This window comes from Vibrio sp. 2033 (genome assembly GCF_033339735.1).
The window spans coordinates 26,028-41,486 of sequence record NZ_JAWOVC010000003.1 but is presented as its reverse complement, the minus strand read 5'-3'; the positions used below and the strand labels follow the sequence as shown (position 1 = coordinate 41,486).

The 15,459-nt window shown below is 41.1% G+C and carries 22 protein-coding genes; 12 read left to right on the top strand and 10 right to left on the bottom strand.

The annotated features are described in order from the left end of the window. Positions 1–46 precede the first annotated feature (46 nt). From R7P74_RS05885 to R7P74_RS05840, 10 genes are all read left to right on the top strand, one after another. Entirely contained in the window at positions 47–349 is a 303-nt protein-coding gene (locus tag R7P74_RS05885) for a hypothetical protein (RefSeq protein ID WP_318122740.1), read from the top strand. 2 nt (positions 350–351) lie between these two features. Continuing rightward, positions 352–552 carry a hypothetical protein gene (locus R7P74_RS05880; RefSeq protein WP_043048356.1) on the top strand — a complete coding sequence of 67 codons (201 nt, stop codon included), beginning with the start codon at positions 352–354 and terminating at the stop codon, positions 550–552. Then, complete coding sequence (locus tag R7P74_RS05875; RefSeq protein ID WP_043048353.1) at positions 542–1,642, top strand: replication initiation factor domain-containing protein; 1,101 nt, start codon at positions 542–544, stop codon at positions 1,640–1,642. Before R7P74_RS05880 ends, R7P74_RS05875 begins: the two co-directional genes overlap by 11 nt. Then, positions 1,614–1,949, top strand: a complete 336-nt coding sequence (locus R7P74_RS05870; RefSeq protein WP_043852786.1) for a DUF1293 domain-containing protein — start codon at positions 1,614–1,616, stop codon at positions 1,947–1,949. Before R7P74_RS05875 ends, R7P74_RS05870 begins: the two co-directional genes overlap by 29 nt. A 2-nt stretch (positions 1,950–1,951) precedes the next feature. Continuing rightward, on the top strand, positions 1,952–2,197 hold the full coding sequence (locus tag R7P74_RS05865) for a hypothetical protein (RefSeq protein WP_318122739.1): 246 nt from the start codon (positions 1,952–1,954) through the stop codon (positions 2,195–2,197). 28 nt (positions 2,198–2,225) lie between these two features. After that, entirely contained in the window at positions 2,226–2,417 is a 192-nt protein-coding gene (locus R7P74_RS05860; RefSeq protein ID WP_262634082.1) for a hypothetical protein, read from the top strand. A 134-nt stretch (positions 2,418–2,551) separates the two neighbouring features. Next, positions 2,552–4,057 (top strand): chemotaxis protein, encoded by a 1,506-nt coding sequence (locus R7P74_RS05855; RefSeq protein WP_262634083.1) that lies wholly within the window; start codon positions 2,552–2,554, stop codon positions 4,055–4,057. Next, positions 4,057–4,389: a DUF2523 family protein gene (locus R7P74_RS05850; protein WP_005376274.1), complete on the top strand. Its 333-nt coding sequence runs from the start codon at positions 4,057–4,059 to the stop codon at positions 4,387–4,389. Before R7P74_RS05855 ends, R7P74_RS05850 begins: the two co-directional genes overlap by 1 nt. Positions 4,390–4,394: 5 nt before the next feature. Beyond that, positions 4,395–5,819 (top strand): zonular occludens toxin domain-containing protein, encoded by a 1,425-nt coding sequence (locus R7P74_RS05845; RefSeq protein WP_262634084.1) that lies wholly within the window; start codon positions 4,395–4,397, stop codon positions 5,817–5,819. 7 nt (positions 5,820–5,826) lie between these two features. Further along, positions 5,827–5,949 (top strand): hypothetical protein, encoded by a 123-nt coding sequence (locus R7P74_RS05840; RefSeq protein ID WP_262634085.1) that lies wholly within the window; start codon positions 5,827–5,829, stop codon positions 5,947–5,949. A 493-nt stretch (positions 5,950–6,442) separates the two neighbouring features. Here R7P74_RS05840 and R7P74_RS05835 read toward each other — a convergent pair whose 3' ends face one another. From R7P74_RS05835 to R7P74_RS05820, 4 genes are all read right to left on the bottom strand, one after another. Further along, positions 6,443–6,916: a hypothetical protein gene (locus tag R7P74_RS05835; RefSeq protein WP_225466264.1), complete on the bottom strand. Its 474-nt coding sequence runs from the start codon at positions 6,914–6,916 to the stop codon at positions 6,443–6,445. A gap of 26 nt (positions 6,917–6,942) precedes the next feature. Next, entirely contained in the window at positions 6,943–7,299 is a 357-nt protein-coding gene (locus R7P74_RS05830; RefSeq protein ID WP_225466265.1) for a regulator, read from the bottom strand. Between the two features lie 102 nt (positions 7,300–7,401). Then, entirely contained in the window at positions 7,402–7,632 is a 231-nt protein-coding gene (locus R7P74_RS05825; RefSeq protein WP_262634087.1) for a hypothetical protein, read from the bottom strand. A 251-nt stretch (positions 7,633–7,883) separates the two neighbouring features. Next, positions 7,884–8,234: a hypothetical protein gene (locus R7P74_RS05820; protein ID WP_262592173.1), complete on the bottom strand. Its 351-nt coding sequence runs from the start codon at positions 8,232–8,234 to the stop codon at positions 7,884–7,886. An 81-nt stretch (positions 8,235–8,315) separates the two neighbouring features. Here R7P74_RS05820 and R7P74_RS05815 point away from each other — a divergent pair, with 81 nt between their 5' ends. Together R7P74_RS05815 and R7P74_RS05810 are read left to right on the top strand one after the other, a co-directional pair. Then, positions 8,316–9,155, top strand: coding sequence for a LysR family transcriptional regulator (locus R7P74_RS05815; RefSeq protein ID WP_053349988.1), 840 nt, complete (start codon positions 8,316–8,318; stop codon positions 9,153–9,155). 296 nt (positions 9,156–9,451) lie between these two features. Next, entirely contained in the window at positions 9,452–9,664 is a 213-nt protein-coding gene (locus R7P74_RS05810; protein ID WP_005376260.1) for a hypothetical protein, read from the top strand. Between the two features lie 90 nt (positions 9,665–9,754). Here R7P74_RS05810 and R7P74_RS05805 read toward each other — a convergent pair whose 3' ends face one another. The 6 genes from R7P74_RS05805 to vxrA all read right to left on the bottom strand — a co-directional run bounded on the left by R7P74_RS05805 (position 9,755) and on the right by vxrA (position 15,383). After that, the gene (locus tag R7P74_RS05805) at positions 9,755–10,144 is read right to left on the bottom strand and encodes a universal stress protein (RefSeq protein ID WP_017634770.1); all 390 of its coding nucleotides are present in this window, start codon (positions 10,142–10,144) and stop codon (positions 9,755–9,757) included. Positions 10,145–11,018: 874 nt separating this feature from the next. Then, positions 11,019–11,180 (bottom strand): YoaH family protein, encoded by a 162-nt coding sequence (locus tag R7P74_RS05800; protein WP_005376257.1) that lies wholly within the window; start codon positions 11,178–11,180, stop codon positions 11,019–11,021. A 41-nt stretch (positions 11,181–11,221) separates the two neighbouring features. After that, positions 11,222–12,343 carry a conjugal transfer protein TraF gene (locus tag R7P74_RS05795; protein ID WP_005388052.1) on the bottom strand — a complete coding sequence of 374 codons (1,122 nt, stop codon included), beginning with the start codon at positions 12,341–12,343 and terminating at the stop codon, positions 11,222–11,224. A 60-nt stretch (positions 12,344–12,403) separates the two neighbouring features. Next, positions 12,404–13,285: a DUF2861 family protein gene (locus tag R7P74_RS05790; protein ID WP_005388048.1), complete on the bottom strand. Its 882-nt coding sequence runs from the start codon at positions 13,283–13,285 to the stop codon at positions 12,404–12,406. Positions 13,286–13,291: 6 nt separating this feature from the next. Next, positions 13,292–13,954 (bottom strand): response regulator transcription factor VxrB, encoded by a 663-nt coding sequence (gene vxrB / locus R7P74_RS05785; RefSeq protein WP_005376251.1) that lies wholly within the window; start codon positions 13,952–13,954, stop codon positions 13,292–13,294. Then, positions 13,929–15,383 carry a sensor histidine kinase VxrA gene (gene vxrA / locus R7P74_RS05780; protein WP_025767766.1) on the bottom strand — a complete coding sequence of 485 codons (1,455 nt, stop codon included), beginning with the start codon at positions 15,381–15,383 and terminating at the stop codon, positions 13,929–13,931. The genes vxrB and vxrA overlap by 26 nt, the downstream gene beginning before the upstream one ends. Between the last annotated feature and the right edge of the window lie 76 nt (positions 15,384–15,459).

Sequence of the window (15,459 nt, the reverse complement as noted above, 5' to 3'; positions counted from 1 at the left end):
ACGTCTTGGCTTCGGCGGTCGCTCTCAACTAGTCAAGGTGGTTGTTATGGTCGTATTGGAAACTCAAGTTCAAAACGTCAACGTTAAAACGTTAACGCTTCGTCACTTCGCTGTGTCTCATGTTCCTGCTTTCAAGCTGTGCTACATCACTACAACAGACATCTTTGAAGAAGTCGTTGTTCCTTTCAATCATTTTGGCTACTGCATTAGCACATTCGAAAACAACAAAGAGTCTTTTGGTTATCTCTCGGTTGGTGATTACGAGTTTCGTTTTGAATCTGACGAACATGAAGTTCTATGCCGCTTCCTAGGAACGGCACCTCAAAAAGCAACTGGTTTGGAAGCTTAATTATGGATTCCATTTATTTCGATGATGAACCCCAAATCGGAATCAATGTGTATTTTCCTTGGGGTCATCATTTCTTTAAAAACCAAGCTGAATTCAACCAGTTTTTACACATCCACTACGGTAACGATGCTTATCAACTGGTTGAAATTACAGATGAAAATTACAACGAATTGCTATTAAAGGGGGTCTTTCATGCAATTTAAAGATGAAACACGCCCAGTCAAAATTGACCACTTGGCTTTTACGTTTAACTACGGTGATTTACGCCATCTTGATAAGTCGAATGACCAAGATTTCATTAACTTGCAGATGCCTGAGTTTCGTCAACCTACTTCTAGCACTCCAGACGCCATTGAAAGCGCAATGGAGCGTCATAAAGACAAGGTTCGTAAAGTGCTCTCGCATCGCTTTGATGAATTCATGTCAAAGATTTTCGGTTTCCGTTTGTCGCCTATGCGTGGCCGTGGCTTGCATGGCTATCAAGATTCGATGGTGATTCTTGATAAGACGGGAACCGTTGAATGTGGTTTGGTTGGTATTGGTGGCAACAATGACACGGTATTCGTCCAAATCAACGGTACTGGCTGTACCAAGCTTTTTGATTACACCACGCATAAGAAAATACATTTCTGGTTAGCTACGGTGCTTGGCGTTACTCGCCTCGCCCGTCTTGACTTGGCTGTCGATGATTACACGGGAGTTTTTGACTGTGGCTATGCAGAAATATGTTTTTACAACGGTGCGTTTCGTACGGCTAAGCGTGGTCGTGGTCCCTCAATGGTTCCACATAAGCGCATTACTGAATCTGGTGAGCTAATGGAAGAAGCAACGATAGTGGGTTCACGTTCTTCAACCGTTTATTGGCGCATTTACAACAAAAAGTTGGAGCAAAAAATTACTGACCCTGAGGTCATTTGGTATCGAAATGAAGTTGAACTGAAAAAGTGCGACGTCGATATGCTCGCCTCTCCTGCTTCGGCTTTTGCTGGTCTCTGTGATTTTGCCGCCAGTATTGAACCGTCTGAACCCGTCAAGTTTTCCAAGAACAAAAAGGCTCAAGGTTTGGAGTTTTTCTCTCGTATCGCTTGGGCTCGTCGCCAGTGCGGCAAAGCGTTGTCTGAGGTCATTGCGATGACTGAGGGTGACTTAGGGGAAGCGTTTGGAATGCTTATTCCCGAAAAATACAGACGAACGAATTTTAACGAGCTAGGCGTGCCGGACGCTTACGCTCATCTCAAATCCTTAACTTTGGAGAGTCAAGGCTATGCCAACAATTACAGCAGTAGTTATTAAGAAGTTCCCGAAATCGGGTATGGAGTTCGCGGAGCTTTCAGTTCTTCGTGCGGTTGAAGAAGTTGACGTTGAGAAGTTTCAACAGCGTGGTATCGGTTTAAACACTGATATTCCTTTTAACAAACAACCAATTCGCATCAATCTGGATTACGCAAACCAGTTAATCAACACCAGAGCGTTTGTGCCTAATCGCGAATATGAACTTCGCTTTGATGTGAATATTGATGACCCTCTTGATATTCAAGTTAAGGAGCTCATTCCGCTTGATGACGATATTAAAAAACACTTTCAAGCGAGCCTTAAATAATTATGACTCTCTCAGTCTGTGCGGAAATCCTCACTGATGGAACGATTAAAGCTTTCCCCTACGAGCCGTTAGCCAATTGTACGTTCGTAGTGGTGAGCAATGACGACTATCAGTTGATGGCGACTCGCGCAAACTTGGAGTTTGATATTGATGCAGCATTTTACGCTGAGATAACAGGTTATTTGCTGCTCTCATTTGTGTCCGGTCATGTGTTCGGACGAATCGTTAAAGGGCTTGGTAAAGCCTAATCCTGTAAAACCTTTTGGAGATATTCCTATGAAAAAACTATCTGTTCTTTTGGCTACTGTGGTGGCATCTGGCTCTACTTTCGCGGCTAGCCATTCTGAGGCAATTAACGCGGCTGTAACTGAAGGTCAATCAAACTACACGCTAGTTGTGACTGGTCTCATTGGTCTAGCGGCTATCGGTTTTGGTCTTCGTATGATGATTGGCTCGATGCGTTCGTAATCACTATGCAAGAGACGTTAACCGCCATACTCACCCTACTTTTCGCTCTCTCGATGTTCGGTGGATTCGTTGGGGGTTTTAAGTCTGGTATTAACGCCTCCTAGTGGGGCGTTATTTTTTTATAAGGAATACAAATGAGTATTAAACAAAGCATTGCGTCACTGGTTATTTTGCTGAGTGTTTCGTTTAGTGCTAATGCTCTGGTTAAATATCATTGGTATGGTGAAGTTAAATATGCTTCATCTCCCGATGGTATTATTACTCAAGTGACGGGGTATTGTAGTTATATCCCGTCTTTAAGGCAGTCTCAAAAAATGGTTGGTGGTGAGCTTTCTAGCCACTCTAGTGTAACGATACATTCTGAATATTATCGTGGTTCTGGTTGCTCTGGTTCTGTGGTAGATAGGGGGTCTTTTTCTCTTAGGTATACCACTGCAGCCTCATGTCCTGATGGTCAAGTGTTCGACCCTGATACGGGAACATGCGATGAGCCGCCTCCTCCTCCTTTCTGTAGTCGTCCTGACACGATAAGTCAGATGAACCAATATGAGTCTAACTGTCTTGCTGATGGTGGCTCTCCAACAATTATTTGTAATGACCAAGTTGACCCGCCTGATTTTCGAATGTCTTGCGATATTGCTCCACCTCCACCTGAGGGCTGTGAGCCGGGTTCCCCTTCATTTCCTGCATGCCTGGACGATGAAAACAAATGTGATGAAAATCATCCTGATTGGAATGCAGAATACGGAATGTGCTGTACGCCAGATAATAATTGGTGTGACGTTCCTCCGCCTGAGTCTTGTACCATCTTTTCCCCAAACTGGCCGGAATGTTCGGGTGATACCGACATCGACCCTCCAACGGGTGGCGATTTAGGCGACCCAGATAAACCATCTGGCGGTGGCGGTGGTGGTTCTACTGACCCTGATAAACCTGAGCCGGATGTTGATAATACTAGTGACACTCTAGCGGCTATTAAGGCGATGAATAAGGATGTTAACTCTCAGCTAACTGGTATCAATAACGACATGAACAAAAACCAAGCTGAAACAAAATCCGCTCTGGATGCTCTCAAGGCGTCGGTTGATTTAAATACCGACACGGTTGTCGATAATGCAAACCATGTAGCCAACGCTATCAAAGGACAATCAGATATGTTGTCTGGTATTGGTAATCAAACCAACGGCTTGCTTACATCTGCAAATAACCTTTTAAACAATGGCTTTGGTCAGCTATCCAATGACCTTGGCGACTTGGAATCAACTAACCAAAAGGGCTTTGGTGATGTGGTCGATGCTATTGAGGGGTTAGGTAAACCTATGGTTGATGGTGGCGGTGGCGGTGCCGTTGTTCCCCTTTATTCGGCTACCCAATTACACAACTTAAACGCTGAAATTACTGTCCTTAAAAATGAGTATAAGGATTTATTAAATCAGTACCGCGCTTACTTCAATTTTACATCTGATGTTAACGGCGGTGATTACAACGCTCATAACATCGAGCTTACGGTTCGCGGCAATGTAGTCCGTCAACAGAATGCAGTTATGGCAGCGTTACAGGATAACGCCGGAATCATCGGGGCGGTGGTTTTGTTTGTATTTGGCCTGCTAGGGATAAGAGCAATCGGAGGGGCTTTCTAATGTATGAGTTTTTTCAGTACATCACCAATATGGGTGAGACCATTCTTAACTATTTCAGTAATGCAGGTAGCTATTTTGATGCGGCTTTTGTGTGGCTCCAAGCGTGGTGGATAAAAATGAAATTCATGGTGATGATTGAGTTTTTGCGTATCTCTTATTTGGTGGCGACAACATTATTAGATGAGATTGGTTTTAGCTCCCTATTCTCTGATTTGTTTAACTTGCTCCCCTCTGAGCTTCGTTACTGGGGGATATTATTTAAAGTGCCTGATGGGATGGCTATTTATGCCAATTGCGCCACTACTGCACTTGTAATGAGAATGTCGAGGTAGCAACAATGGCAATTAGTATTAGAACGGGTGGCAATGGCTCTTATAAATCCGCTTACACGGCATGGTTTGTTATTCTCCCTGCTCTCAAGGCTGGTCGTGTGGTTGTGACCAACTTTGAGGGTATGCAGCCCTTAGAAGAAATTGAAAAGCGCTTGAATATTAAATTCCCTTCATCTGCTAAGTTGATTCGTATTTTCTCGCGCTCTGAAATTGGTATTGAACTCTGGCAGCATTTCTTCTGTTGGTGCCCTCTCAATGCGCTCATTGTCATCGATGAGTGTCAGGATATCTTTTCTAAAAACATCGGCTTCGATGGTCGAAAAATTAAATACCGCCCTTTAGAAGAATTTCTTCCAAACCTACCTAAAGGCTATAAGGAGTTTTTCGATTCTCGCCACGTTCCTGTCGATTTGAGTACGTTGCAATCGTGCGAGATAGACGATTTAGGCGTGGCTGAATACGACGAAAATGGTCGCATAATCTACCCGTTAACTTATAACGAGGGCTTTATGCGTCATCGAAAATACAACTGGGATATTGAGTTGCTCTCTCCCGACTGGCAGCAGATAGATAGCTCAATCAAGGCGTGTGCTGAGCAAGCTTTTTTTCATAAAAATAGGGATGGTTTTTTCTTTGCTAAGCGTAAACCGTGGATATACAAACACCCTACTAATGTGACTAAACCAGTTATTCCGCAAAAGAAAGACGCAAACTTATTCCCTCAAAAAATCCCTTTGGAAGCGCATCTACTTTATAAGTCTACGGGTACGGGTGCGGCTACTAAATCAGGTGGCTTGAATACGCTGTTTCGCTCTCCGAAATTCTTTCTAGCCTTGTTCTTAATGATTGCTTGTCCGGTGTATTTTATTTATGGCGCTATGGATTTACTTACTGAAGATGAAAGTCAGGTTTCAACAGATGAACTTGAGACGAAAACTAACAGCCAAAATTTGGAATCTGTTCCGGCTGGACCGGCTTCGACGTCTACTAAAGGGGATTCTGTTTTATCTAGCGGTGGGACTGCTAATTCGAGTGGTCAGCAAGGCGGCTCTCCTTTTGTTCCTGTAACAGATGTTCTCTATTTTGAGGGGCTTCAATCTGCCTACCTGTCTGGTTTCCATAAGAAGACGATCATTAAACAAAAAAACGGAATCAACCTTAGAACGGCTAACTTTGATGTTGTGATTAACGCTTATACCGACGATGGGCTCTATTCTATCAATAAGCGCTATCTCGATGCCGTGGATGTTCAATTTGAGCTATTGGACGAATGCTTAATGGTTCTCAAACAAGGTGAGCTTAAAAGCCTTATAACGTGCGAACCATCCACTAATGACCGTGGTGGTCGTGATGATTCCATTGAGACGGATGTCGCTAGTATTGGCTCTCTACGTGGTCAAGCGATGAGTGAGAACTCTTTTCTGATGTGAGGTAAGGATGTATGAATTTTATAGACAAGTTGCAAGGGATAAGCGCTGGATTCTTCGTGGTGGCTATGACTTCGTTGATTGGTATTACTGGGTTCGTAAGTTGGGCTACAGTGAGTTTAAAGGGGGCTGATTTGCTCTTTTGGGTTTCTGCTTCCTTGGAGTTCTTAGATTTGCTTTGGATATTCTCTTTGGGGATTTTTCTCGGTTGGTATTTGTCTCCACAAAAACAGCCCCGCAGGGATAAGGAGTTGCGGAGCGACGACGGGGCACCAAGCCGCCCACTTAACTAAAGATAGCCTCCCCACTTAATCGGCGCGGTTAGCAACCCAAACTCTCTTGGGTTCTGCCGCCCTCCTTTCCTGCTAGACCATTCAAAACGCCCAGGGCACTCCCAAGTGTCGGCTCTATCTCATGTCTCCCATAGCTCTCTAAATCAATCGAGTGTCGAGATTGATTTTCCTATTTGGCGGTTGCCCGACAATAAGTGACGACGACGAAGACTGAGGAGGAGGAGCGCAGCGGAGGGCAAACCCCCGTTCTGTATTACGGGGGTAAATTCCCACTCACTACTAACCTTGTGCTCTGATACAAAAAAGCCGAACAGTGATTGCTCGGCTTAATAATTAGCTCTTGGGTAAGTTACACTTATCTTTGAGCGTTGTGTACGCGTCTTCTATTCCTTCCAGTGAAAAGCGTATTTTTTCCTCTTCATTATCAATTACGCTTACCTCCAACAATTTTCCAGTTAACATTTCTCGAATCAACAAATCAGTTGAACCACTTGAGTAAAACATATCGTCATACTTGTTCGACCCACCTTTAATTGACAATACTTTGCCACCGTCAATTGAAAGCTTCATATTTGTAACACCACTCCAGTCATAAAGGCTGTTGTGTTTAAGTCCGACAAGGCTGAATAGTTTATGGTCAGAGCCTCTACCACATCCAATGTGAAATTGAGAGTGATTGCTTTCAGTATAATGCGTTCTTAAGTACTGTTCGTTTGAGTAGCTCTTCTCTGTAAATCCTTCAAAGTTCGCTAGACTTGGAAAAGGCATGAGTAAAGGCAAAGTTAACATCACAAGTGTTTTTTTCATTTAGAGTCCTTCCCTTCAAATATATGCTACTTATTTTTTATCCCTGCTATACATCTAGCATACTTCATGAGTTTTGTAAGTGTTCCTGCGTCACTAGGTGACTGAATTTCAAGTAAAGCTATTCCAGTAAGGATCTCTTGGGGTGTAACTAGTTGTCCTGTTGGTAGTTCAAGCGTGTCTTTATGCATTTTGAAATTTTCCCAAGCTTCCGAGGTGGCTAGTTCCCTCCCCTTGGTCATTCTCATTAGCCGTTTGCATTCGGGTGGAATGGGCTTCCCTGAATCCCATAATTTGACCATCCTCACACTTTTAAAACATAGTTTTGCTGCTTCTTCTACACTTAAACCACACTCAAATTCACGAAAAACGTAATTCTTGCTCATTTTTCGAAAGTTCGTCATATATACCCTGATAATCAAAAGGGTGTATATGTAATTGATATGAAACATTATTCAACATAACGTCGCATAATACGAACTTAAGGGTTAGAAGATTAGCATTGGTGAAGTCAGTTTAGTTACACCGTATTTGGCTGTTGCTGCTTTGCAAGCCTCATCAGCTGTCTTGTATGGATCGTGAACTTCGATTTCACCACAGCGACAACTTGATAATAACCAGTCATCAACTTTAAAACCGTGTGGCTGATTAAGTTCCTTCATTGTATCTTGGGTTACGTTCAACACAGTACACGTTGGTTCTGCGTCTTGCTCATTCAATATGAGTCAACATGGACACGCATTTGCTTAACCCAAACGTATAAGTACTAGATTACCTTTATAGGAACAAGGAATCTAACAGATGTAAACTCTCTACTTTTCAATCTATACCTAGATCTTTCTTCATATGCTCACTCAACTCGTTAGTGGTTCTTACATTAATCTTATGTTTGCAATGATGGATTCTCAACTCTTCACCAAATAATTTTACTAGTGATTTGGTATACAAAGTACTAATGTTATTTATTATTCTATACAATGTATCTTTCTGATAAACAGATCTTTTCGAATTTTGTATTGCAGTCTTCATATTTAAATATCCTCACACTTTTAACTTTATAATTTAAAGAATCAATTTCAACTTTTATTATTACTTTTTCCGATATGGAATGAGTCATTATCAATGATGCACAATAAATAATTAAATCACCCGAATCCAACTTAGTAATTTCACGAGACAAATTCTTTATTTTTAAATCTTTATTTTCTATATTTAATCCGATTGAGTTAATTTCTTCAGGATATCGGTTTAACTTAATATCCAATATGGTTTTATTAAGATAGTAGTCTGCCATTATTTCATGGCGGTTTTTAAATATCATTGTCCCCCTCCGATGATGCAAGTTATACTTTCCCACCAGTTAAAAGACAACGTGACTCAGAGTTGCAAAAAGGTAACAATCATGGAATTGATGAACAATGAGCTGATCTGCTTTGCAGCCATTTGTAAACACCTCTCTCTTACAGAGGCATCAAAAGAACTTGGAAAGTCTAAAGCTCAAGTCAGCAGGCAGCTAGCAGCATTAGAAAAACAACTTGGCGTAACACTCGTCCACAGAACAACAAGGAAACTCGTTTTAACTGATCATGGCGAAAGCATTAGAGAGCTTGCTATCAAGACGTTAGAGAGTTTGCACGAGTTAAATTACAGAGCTAGCTCGTTGAGTGAATGCATTGATGGAAAGTTTAAAATCACAATGCCCAACTCTATAGCCTCTTCTATTTTTGGTTCTGTTCTTAAAGACTTAAAAGAACGATATCCAAAAGTTGATTTTGAAATATCGTCAAGTAACAATGTAGAAAATTTATTAGAAAGCAACGTAGATTTAGCGATTAGGCTTAATAATGTTATTGATGACACTCTTATTGCACATAAAATTGGTGATTATAGTGATGTTTTGATATCTAGGGTAAGTAATGCTAACAACAAAACACTATTAATCTACAAACATCATTCGAATAAGGAATCAATTAAAAATCAATATACTGATGTTATCGAAGTTGATAACACCTCTATTTTAATAAACTTTGTTTCTGAGGGAGTTGGGGTTGGTGTCATTCCAAACTATCTTATTAAAAGTAACTATATAGACAAAAACATCCGAATATCGCAAACTTTTGATATAGAACGTTCCATGTATATTGCCTACCCTTATCAAAACCCTTTGCCAAGAAAGCTAGCTGAGATATCTACTTTTATTAGGTCTGAGTTATCACAAGTATTGAAGAGTGAGTCATTTTAGGGCGGTTGTTCAGATTTAGAATTTTGCGTTGTCTACTCAACTAGGCCTAACGCTAATCTTTGTAACATATTGTTTCGGCGGTATTTATTAACACCACCATCTTTATGCTTGCTATCACAATGTGAGATGCTCTGCCGTCTTGTTATCAAGGTTTTGCGTGGAATAAATCACGTGGGGTAAACGATAGATTGACTTACATTAAAATTTTCATCAAAAGCAACTTTATATAAAATTGATTTCATACCAATCTATGTGTATCTTCTACCCATATCCCCACAATAACCAAGGAGAATGCCATGGATAAGCTACTCGCGTCTGCATTAGAAATTAAGCAGCGAACTATGGTGACTGGCTTTTTTGCTAGAAATGGATTCAAAATCGCTATGACCGATTTTGATGATGTCACTTTTGAGCGAGAAGGCGTGCAAGTTAACGTACATTTTGATCTGCAGTCAAACGCGGAGTCTGCATCTGTTTTATCTCATGAGGCATCAATCATTCCTGGCTAAAAACTTTTATTATCACCGATACACCAAGCCGAACATAAACGTTCGGCTTTTTAGTGACAAAAAATGATGAGTGCGAACAAGAGTTGTCGATCACTCGTCTAAATAGACGATTAATAAATCAGCTTCAACTTCGTTCACAACCTTTGGTATCGATGAAAAAAAGCGACTCAATAAGTTGTGATGATGACCACAGACAACTAAATCTATCCCCTCTTTTTTGACGATTCCCGATAGTTTTATATGAAGATCGCCTATTACTACCATGGTCTCGTTGACTGGGTATAAGCATTTATCAGCGAGCTCTTGCAGCCTTCTTTCCAATTCTTGCTCTTCCTTCGCTTCCATGACTATGCGATCAACATCTACGTAAACAAATGAGAGTTTGCTGCTTGAGTTATCTGCTTGCATTATTGCTTTTTCGATAACGGCTTGGCTAGATTGAGATAAGTCGACAGCAACCAAAACGTGCTTATAACCCATCATTCCTCCCTAGGTTAGTTTTTGTTCTCATATTAAGTCTAGTCCACATAGAGCGAACACAACATCAAAACTACTGCTACATGATAGTTAAAGGAGTTTAGTGTAAAACAGGCAAATAGTTTTCATTGCAACCTTGTTGCTTCCTCTCATCCAAAGATCAACGATGTTTTTCCAATTTCTTCTCTAATTATCGGACTATTTAACATGAAGGATGTCAGAAAACATTACGTTGTAACACGCGTTACTACTCTTGATTTCTACTACTCTTGAGGTTTCATATTACCCACTTCAACGTCGCCTAGTTTAGTAAAACTACTTTAGATTAAGCATGCTCAATATGTAACGCTCCGCTCAAATCCAGGAGACGTATTTCGGCTAAAAAAAGCAGCTCAATAAGATGAATTTCGCTTCATCTATTACATATGTCTGCGAGTGCTTACTGTTCTTATATCGCTTATTTAATAACTCTAGTTGAATTATCGTTATAAGTTACGGTGTCTCTTTTTTCTTTTTTTAGCATAATCTTCTGCCTGAGAACGAGGCTCTCTTGGGCTTTGTAATTAAATTACAAGATCAATCGCGACCAATATGGTTGGCAGATTAAAATACCGAGGTAAACAATTGATATAATTGAGTTTAACTTATAAGTTCTTTAAAAAATGCCTAACTACCTGCACTGTGTAAGCCAAGGTTAATATGATGAGGTAAAATTTTACTAACCCGCTATTTAGTTTTAAAGGTAATTGAACAAGATTAAAATCATAGAGGTATAGTAAATTTTAGTTACAGCGTAACCAGGGTGGTGTTTGGGAGTGTAAAGGAATAGAAAATAGAAAGGCAAAAAAACAGGGCGTATGCCCTGTCCATGAATTGATTAGTTTTGTTGCTGTTGTTTTTCTGCGTACTCAGAACGAATCCGTTCGGCAACAATTTTGATAGCTTCTGCAGTACTTGTGCCCTTCGCCATCAATTCTTGAATTCTCTCTACAGCTTGTTGTTGTTCTTGGTGAGATAGAGGGGGTAAATCGTCAAACATAAAAAGCTCCTCATTTTGAGGAGCTGACTATAACGATTCAATTAATAGGTAGCAAGGAAATTAATGGATGCACCCATAGCGTTCTCGTTTGTGTACTGAGCTGCGATATCCAATTCGAACAACTTAAGTGGAGACAACCCGATACCAGCAGTAATGGTTCCTTCGTCATTGCTTCGAGCTAAGTTCTTCATATACCCTGCTCGTAATGCCATTTGACGCAAAATATCAAATTCAATACCAGCTCGAATCATTTGCGTATTATCATCAAAGGATGAAAAACGTTTTTCTTCGTTAAGATCGTAGTCAACACTCATCGTAAAGTAATCGGCAACAATCCCTGCCCCAACGGTGTATACAGGACGCATGCTATATTCGTATGATTTTATCGTATCGCTGCCATATTGGAATGATTTTGTTTTAACGTCTCTTCCGATCAAATTTTTCGCTGAAATACCGAGACGATATGGGCCAAAGAACCAAAGTGCGCCTGCGTCTAAGTTAAACATCGTTTCGGCGGTCTCATTTTCACGTAAGTCTTTAGTATCAAAATTCTGAAAACTCGTGGCGTATGAGTACGTGTATATACGCTGAAGTTTAGGAGTAACACCAAAAGAAAGGTGTTGGTTCATGAAATTAGTGTATTTAGCAAGTGAAATACCTGCTTCAGCCACGCCAATAGAAACACCTTGTACATAGCTATCATCTAATGGATTAGTACCTGAGGTATCAACATTTGGTTGTACGAATGATTCAGTGTATAGCTTACCGTATGCAGTTGCAGATAAGAATTTGTTGGGAATACCAATGGCAACGACACCACCAAGATCAAAGTCTGTCTTTTTCCCATCGATAGCATCCATCGATTTTTTGATTTCATCGACGTCTGTCAATTTGCTGATGCGTTCGATCTCATCAACTAGATCATATTGATCATCGTAGCTGCCACCAAAACTTGGCACGATCATGCCTGCATCGTCATTTCGGCGATAAATCGCAGTAAGAGCGGGGTTGAAAAAAGGCGCAGTTAGATAAGTTGCTGATACGGTACCAACGCCACCCATTGCATCACTACGAGCCTCTATCGCATAAGTAGCAGCAGAAGCAGCATTAGCGAAAAGAATAGTAGCAACAGAAGTGGCAAGAATTTTATATTTGTTTTTCATACTACACTTGTGATTTTAGTTCGTCCTGAACCTTTATCGGCACAAGTAGTATTTCTTTAACTATTCTTCCTGGGAAAGATCATAGGTTCGGCTAATAGTTTGAGCCTGCTCAACAATTATATCGCCCTGCCAACGGCGACTATTGATACTTACCGCCAATACGTATCTATCGTTTGGGACACCCGCTAGCTCCAATGAATTTGGATAGTTAGACTCGTAAGTCTTTTTCCACATTTGCTCGTACTGGCCATCAATGTAGTCATACAAACCGACTTCAAGTTGCGGTAATGGACAATGGGGATTACGAAGTGCGCTCTTTTCTACTTTCCAATTCTCTTTAGATGTCCAACGAACATATTGAGAAGAGTTTGAATCTCCAAGTATTACCCAAGTTCGATACTCTTGTTTATCAGTAGAAACAACGGTTAAGTGATATAAACCAGCTTCAAGCTTACCGGTTAAGTTATAGCGTTTCGAGTAACTACGCTCGTTGGCAAGTTCTGTCCCGTTCGGCTGTTGTTCATAGCTGAATGAACTGTCCGCGGATATAGAATCATCCACCCATCGATTAAATGAAATATTTTCGATGTCAGTTGTAGCTCTTAGCTTGATTACCAATCTAAATGTATCTCGCCCAGGGCTTTGAATAGTCTGACGAATAACGTTCACACCACTTATCCAATCAGGCAGCGTTACACCAGTGAGAGCCTTGCCACAGTTTTTAGATAGTGACTGACCAAGAAGATCATTAAGGTGAGGAGTCAAATCTTTACTTGGTTCCGTTTGCCAGAGTTCAACAAGAGAGTTGAACATACCCGCAAGATCATCTTCAAGTAAGTGTTGATGTGCCTGTGTTAAAGGCGTGTTAGTTTGAAACCAGTCCATTGCATGGACTGGTTTCACTAACGCTAATGAGACAACTACAGGGAGTAGTATTTTCATTACGACTTATGCTTTCATCTTGTAGCCAACACCACGAAGTGTTTCAATTTCCAGTCCTGGCAGTTTTTGACGAAGCTGTAGTACATGTGTATCAACCGTACGTGTTGTCGGGAAGTGATTGTAACCCCAAACGTGGTCAAGTAGCTCATCACGAGTAAACACGCGACCTAAGTTTGACGCCAAAAATAGCAGCAAATCAAACTCTGTTCGAGTAAGCGTAATTAGCTCGTCTTTATAAGTCACTTCACGAGTCGAGCGGTCAATCTCTAAGTCTTTTGTAATCACTTTATCAGCGTTGCTTTGTTCTGCTGAATCCGGTGCTCGTAGCTGTGCACGGATTCTCGCAAAAAGCTCCGCCTCAGCAAAAGGCTTTGTTAAGTAGTCGTTCGCGCCGGAATCAAGGCCTGCAACTTTATCTTTTACGGTAACAAGTGCCGTTAACAAGATAACTGGTACGTCTTTAATCTGTTTCCATTCTGGGAGACATTGTACAGAGTCACCATCTGGGAGTTGGCGATCGAGAATTACCAAGTCAGCTTTTTTCCATTGTGGCTCTACGTCTGCAATACGCTCCACATGTAAACACTCATATCCTGCTTGTTCCAGGCTTACTAACAGGCCGTCAGCCAAGTTTTTATCGTCCTCAACGAGAAGCAGTGTCTGTTTCACAAGGTATCTCCAATATAAAAGTTGTAGGTGGTCCCATTAAGGACATTTTTCCGCCCATGCGGCCTACCATAGATTCAACGATTGTTAATCCAAGTCCTAACCCGCTCTTACTTACGAACGGTTTCTTCAAATTTGCCCAATCTTTAGCCGTTAGGCCTCCTGCATCTCGGACTTGGAATACTATTTTTTCTTCACTAGTTGAGACATCCAATTCAACCGGTGCGACACCGTACTTAAGCGCATTACGAAGCAAGTTATCGATACAAGTTCCTAACCAGTACACATTAACTTTAGCAGCCACATCTTCATTGATGTTAAAAAGCACGGCACTATCAAATTCTTCTTCGATCTTAAATTCTAACCAATCTGCAACGGATGGTACCCAGTCTGTTGCAAGCATTTGGTTATCAGATTGCAAATAATCTTTACTCGCTTCTGCCAATTGACGCAGGCGGCGCGTATCTTCACACAATCTGCGGAATTCGTCATACACACTTTCAGGCAAATGCTCGAACTCTCGACGAAAGCCCTCAACCGTTAGTGACAGAGATGCAATCGGTGTTCTGAGCTCATGCGTTAAAATTTGCAACACGAGCATTCTACTACGTAGTTCTTCTCGCTTGCTATTCCAACGGTACACCGCCCAACCAATCACCAAAAGAATATTGGCGATTACCAGTATGATCATACTGATCCGCAAAACTTGCGAGTGATCTTCTACATCCCAACAAATATTACCTCGTTTAACAAAGCAACTTTTGCTTTGAGACGCTAGAGCGTATGACAGACCCGCATTCGCTACGTTCTCTTGCCAGATATCTTTCTCGAAAACAAAGTAACGGTCACCACGTCTTAACCAAAGTTCGTTACCTTCAATAAACATGCTCGCGCCTGCAATCAAAGCATTAATGGCGTCGTCATCCATGTTTTTCAAGCTTTCTAGCAACTCATCCCCTTCCTCGTTATCACGCTCTTTTATATGCATGTACTGAGATAGTTTGGGTTTGAGTTCTGGATACTTATCCACATAACGTGCCGCATACGTCCCACCACCAGGGTGAATGAGACCACTACGCGAGAACCAACGAGGTGTCAGCTGCGTCCCTTTACAAATCGCCCTTGTAAATACTAAAGGCTCAGTAATTAAAGGACTTAATGGTAATTTGCCACGACAAGTATTCGCCAAGCTGTAAAGCTGTTGGATATCTTTTAACGGATAGTCAGACGTTTGCGGCAGAAGCGAATCTGGCGCAAGTAACTTGGTAGGATAATTTGATTGCAGAATACGAATATCGTACGACTTAAGAGCTACTTCATAGTTAAATAGCTCTGTAAACGTATCTATTCTTTCTGGTAGTGAATCGGAAAATGCAGGTGCCGAAAAAAGCGGCAATACAGTTGCAAAACCGAGCAAAAACTTTTTAATCAAACTGTTACCGTCACTTGTTACATTAGCCAAAACTATACATCAATCTACAAGCAATTGACATCTGCTAACAGAAGGA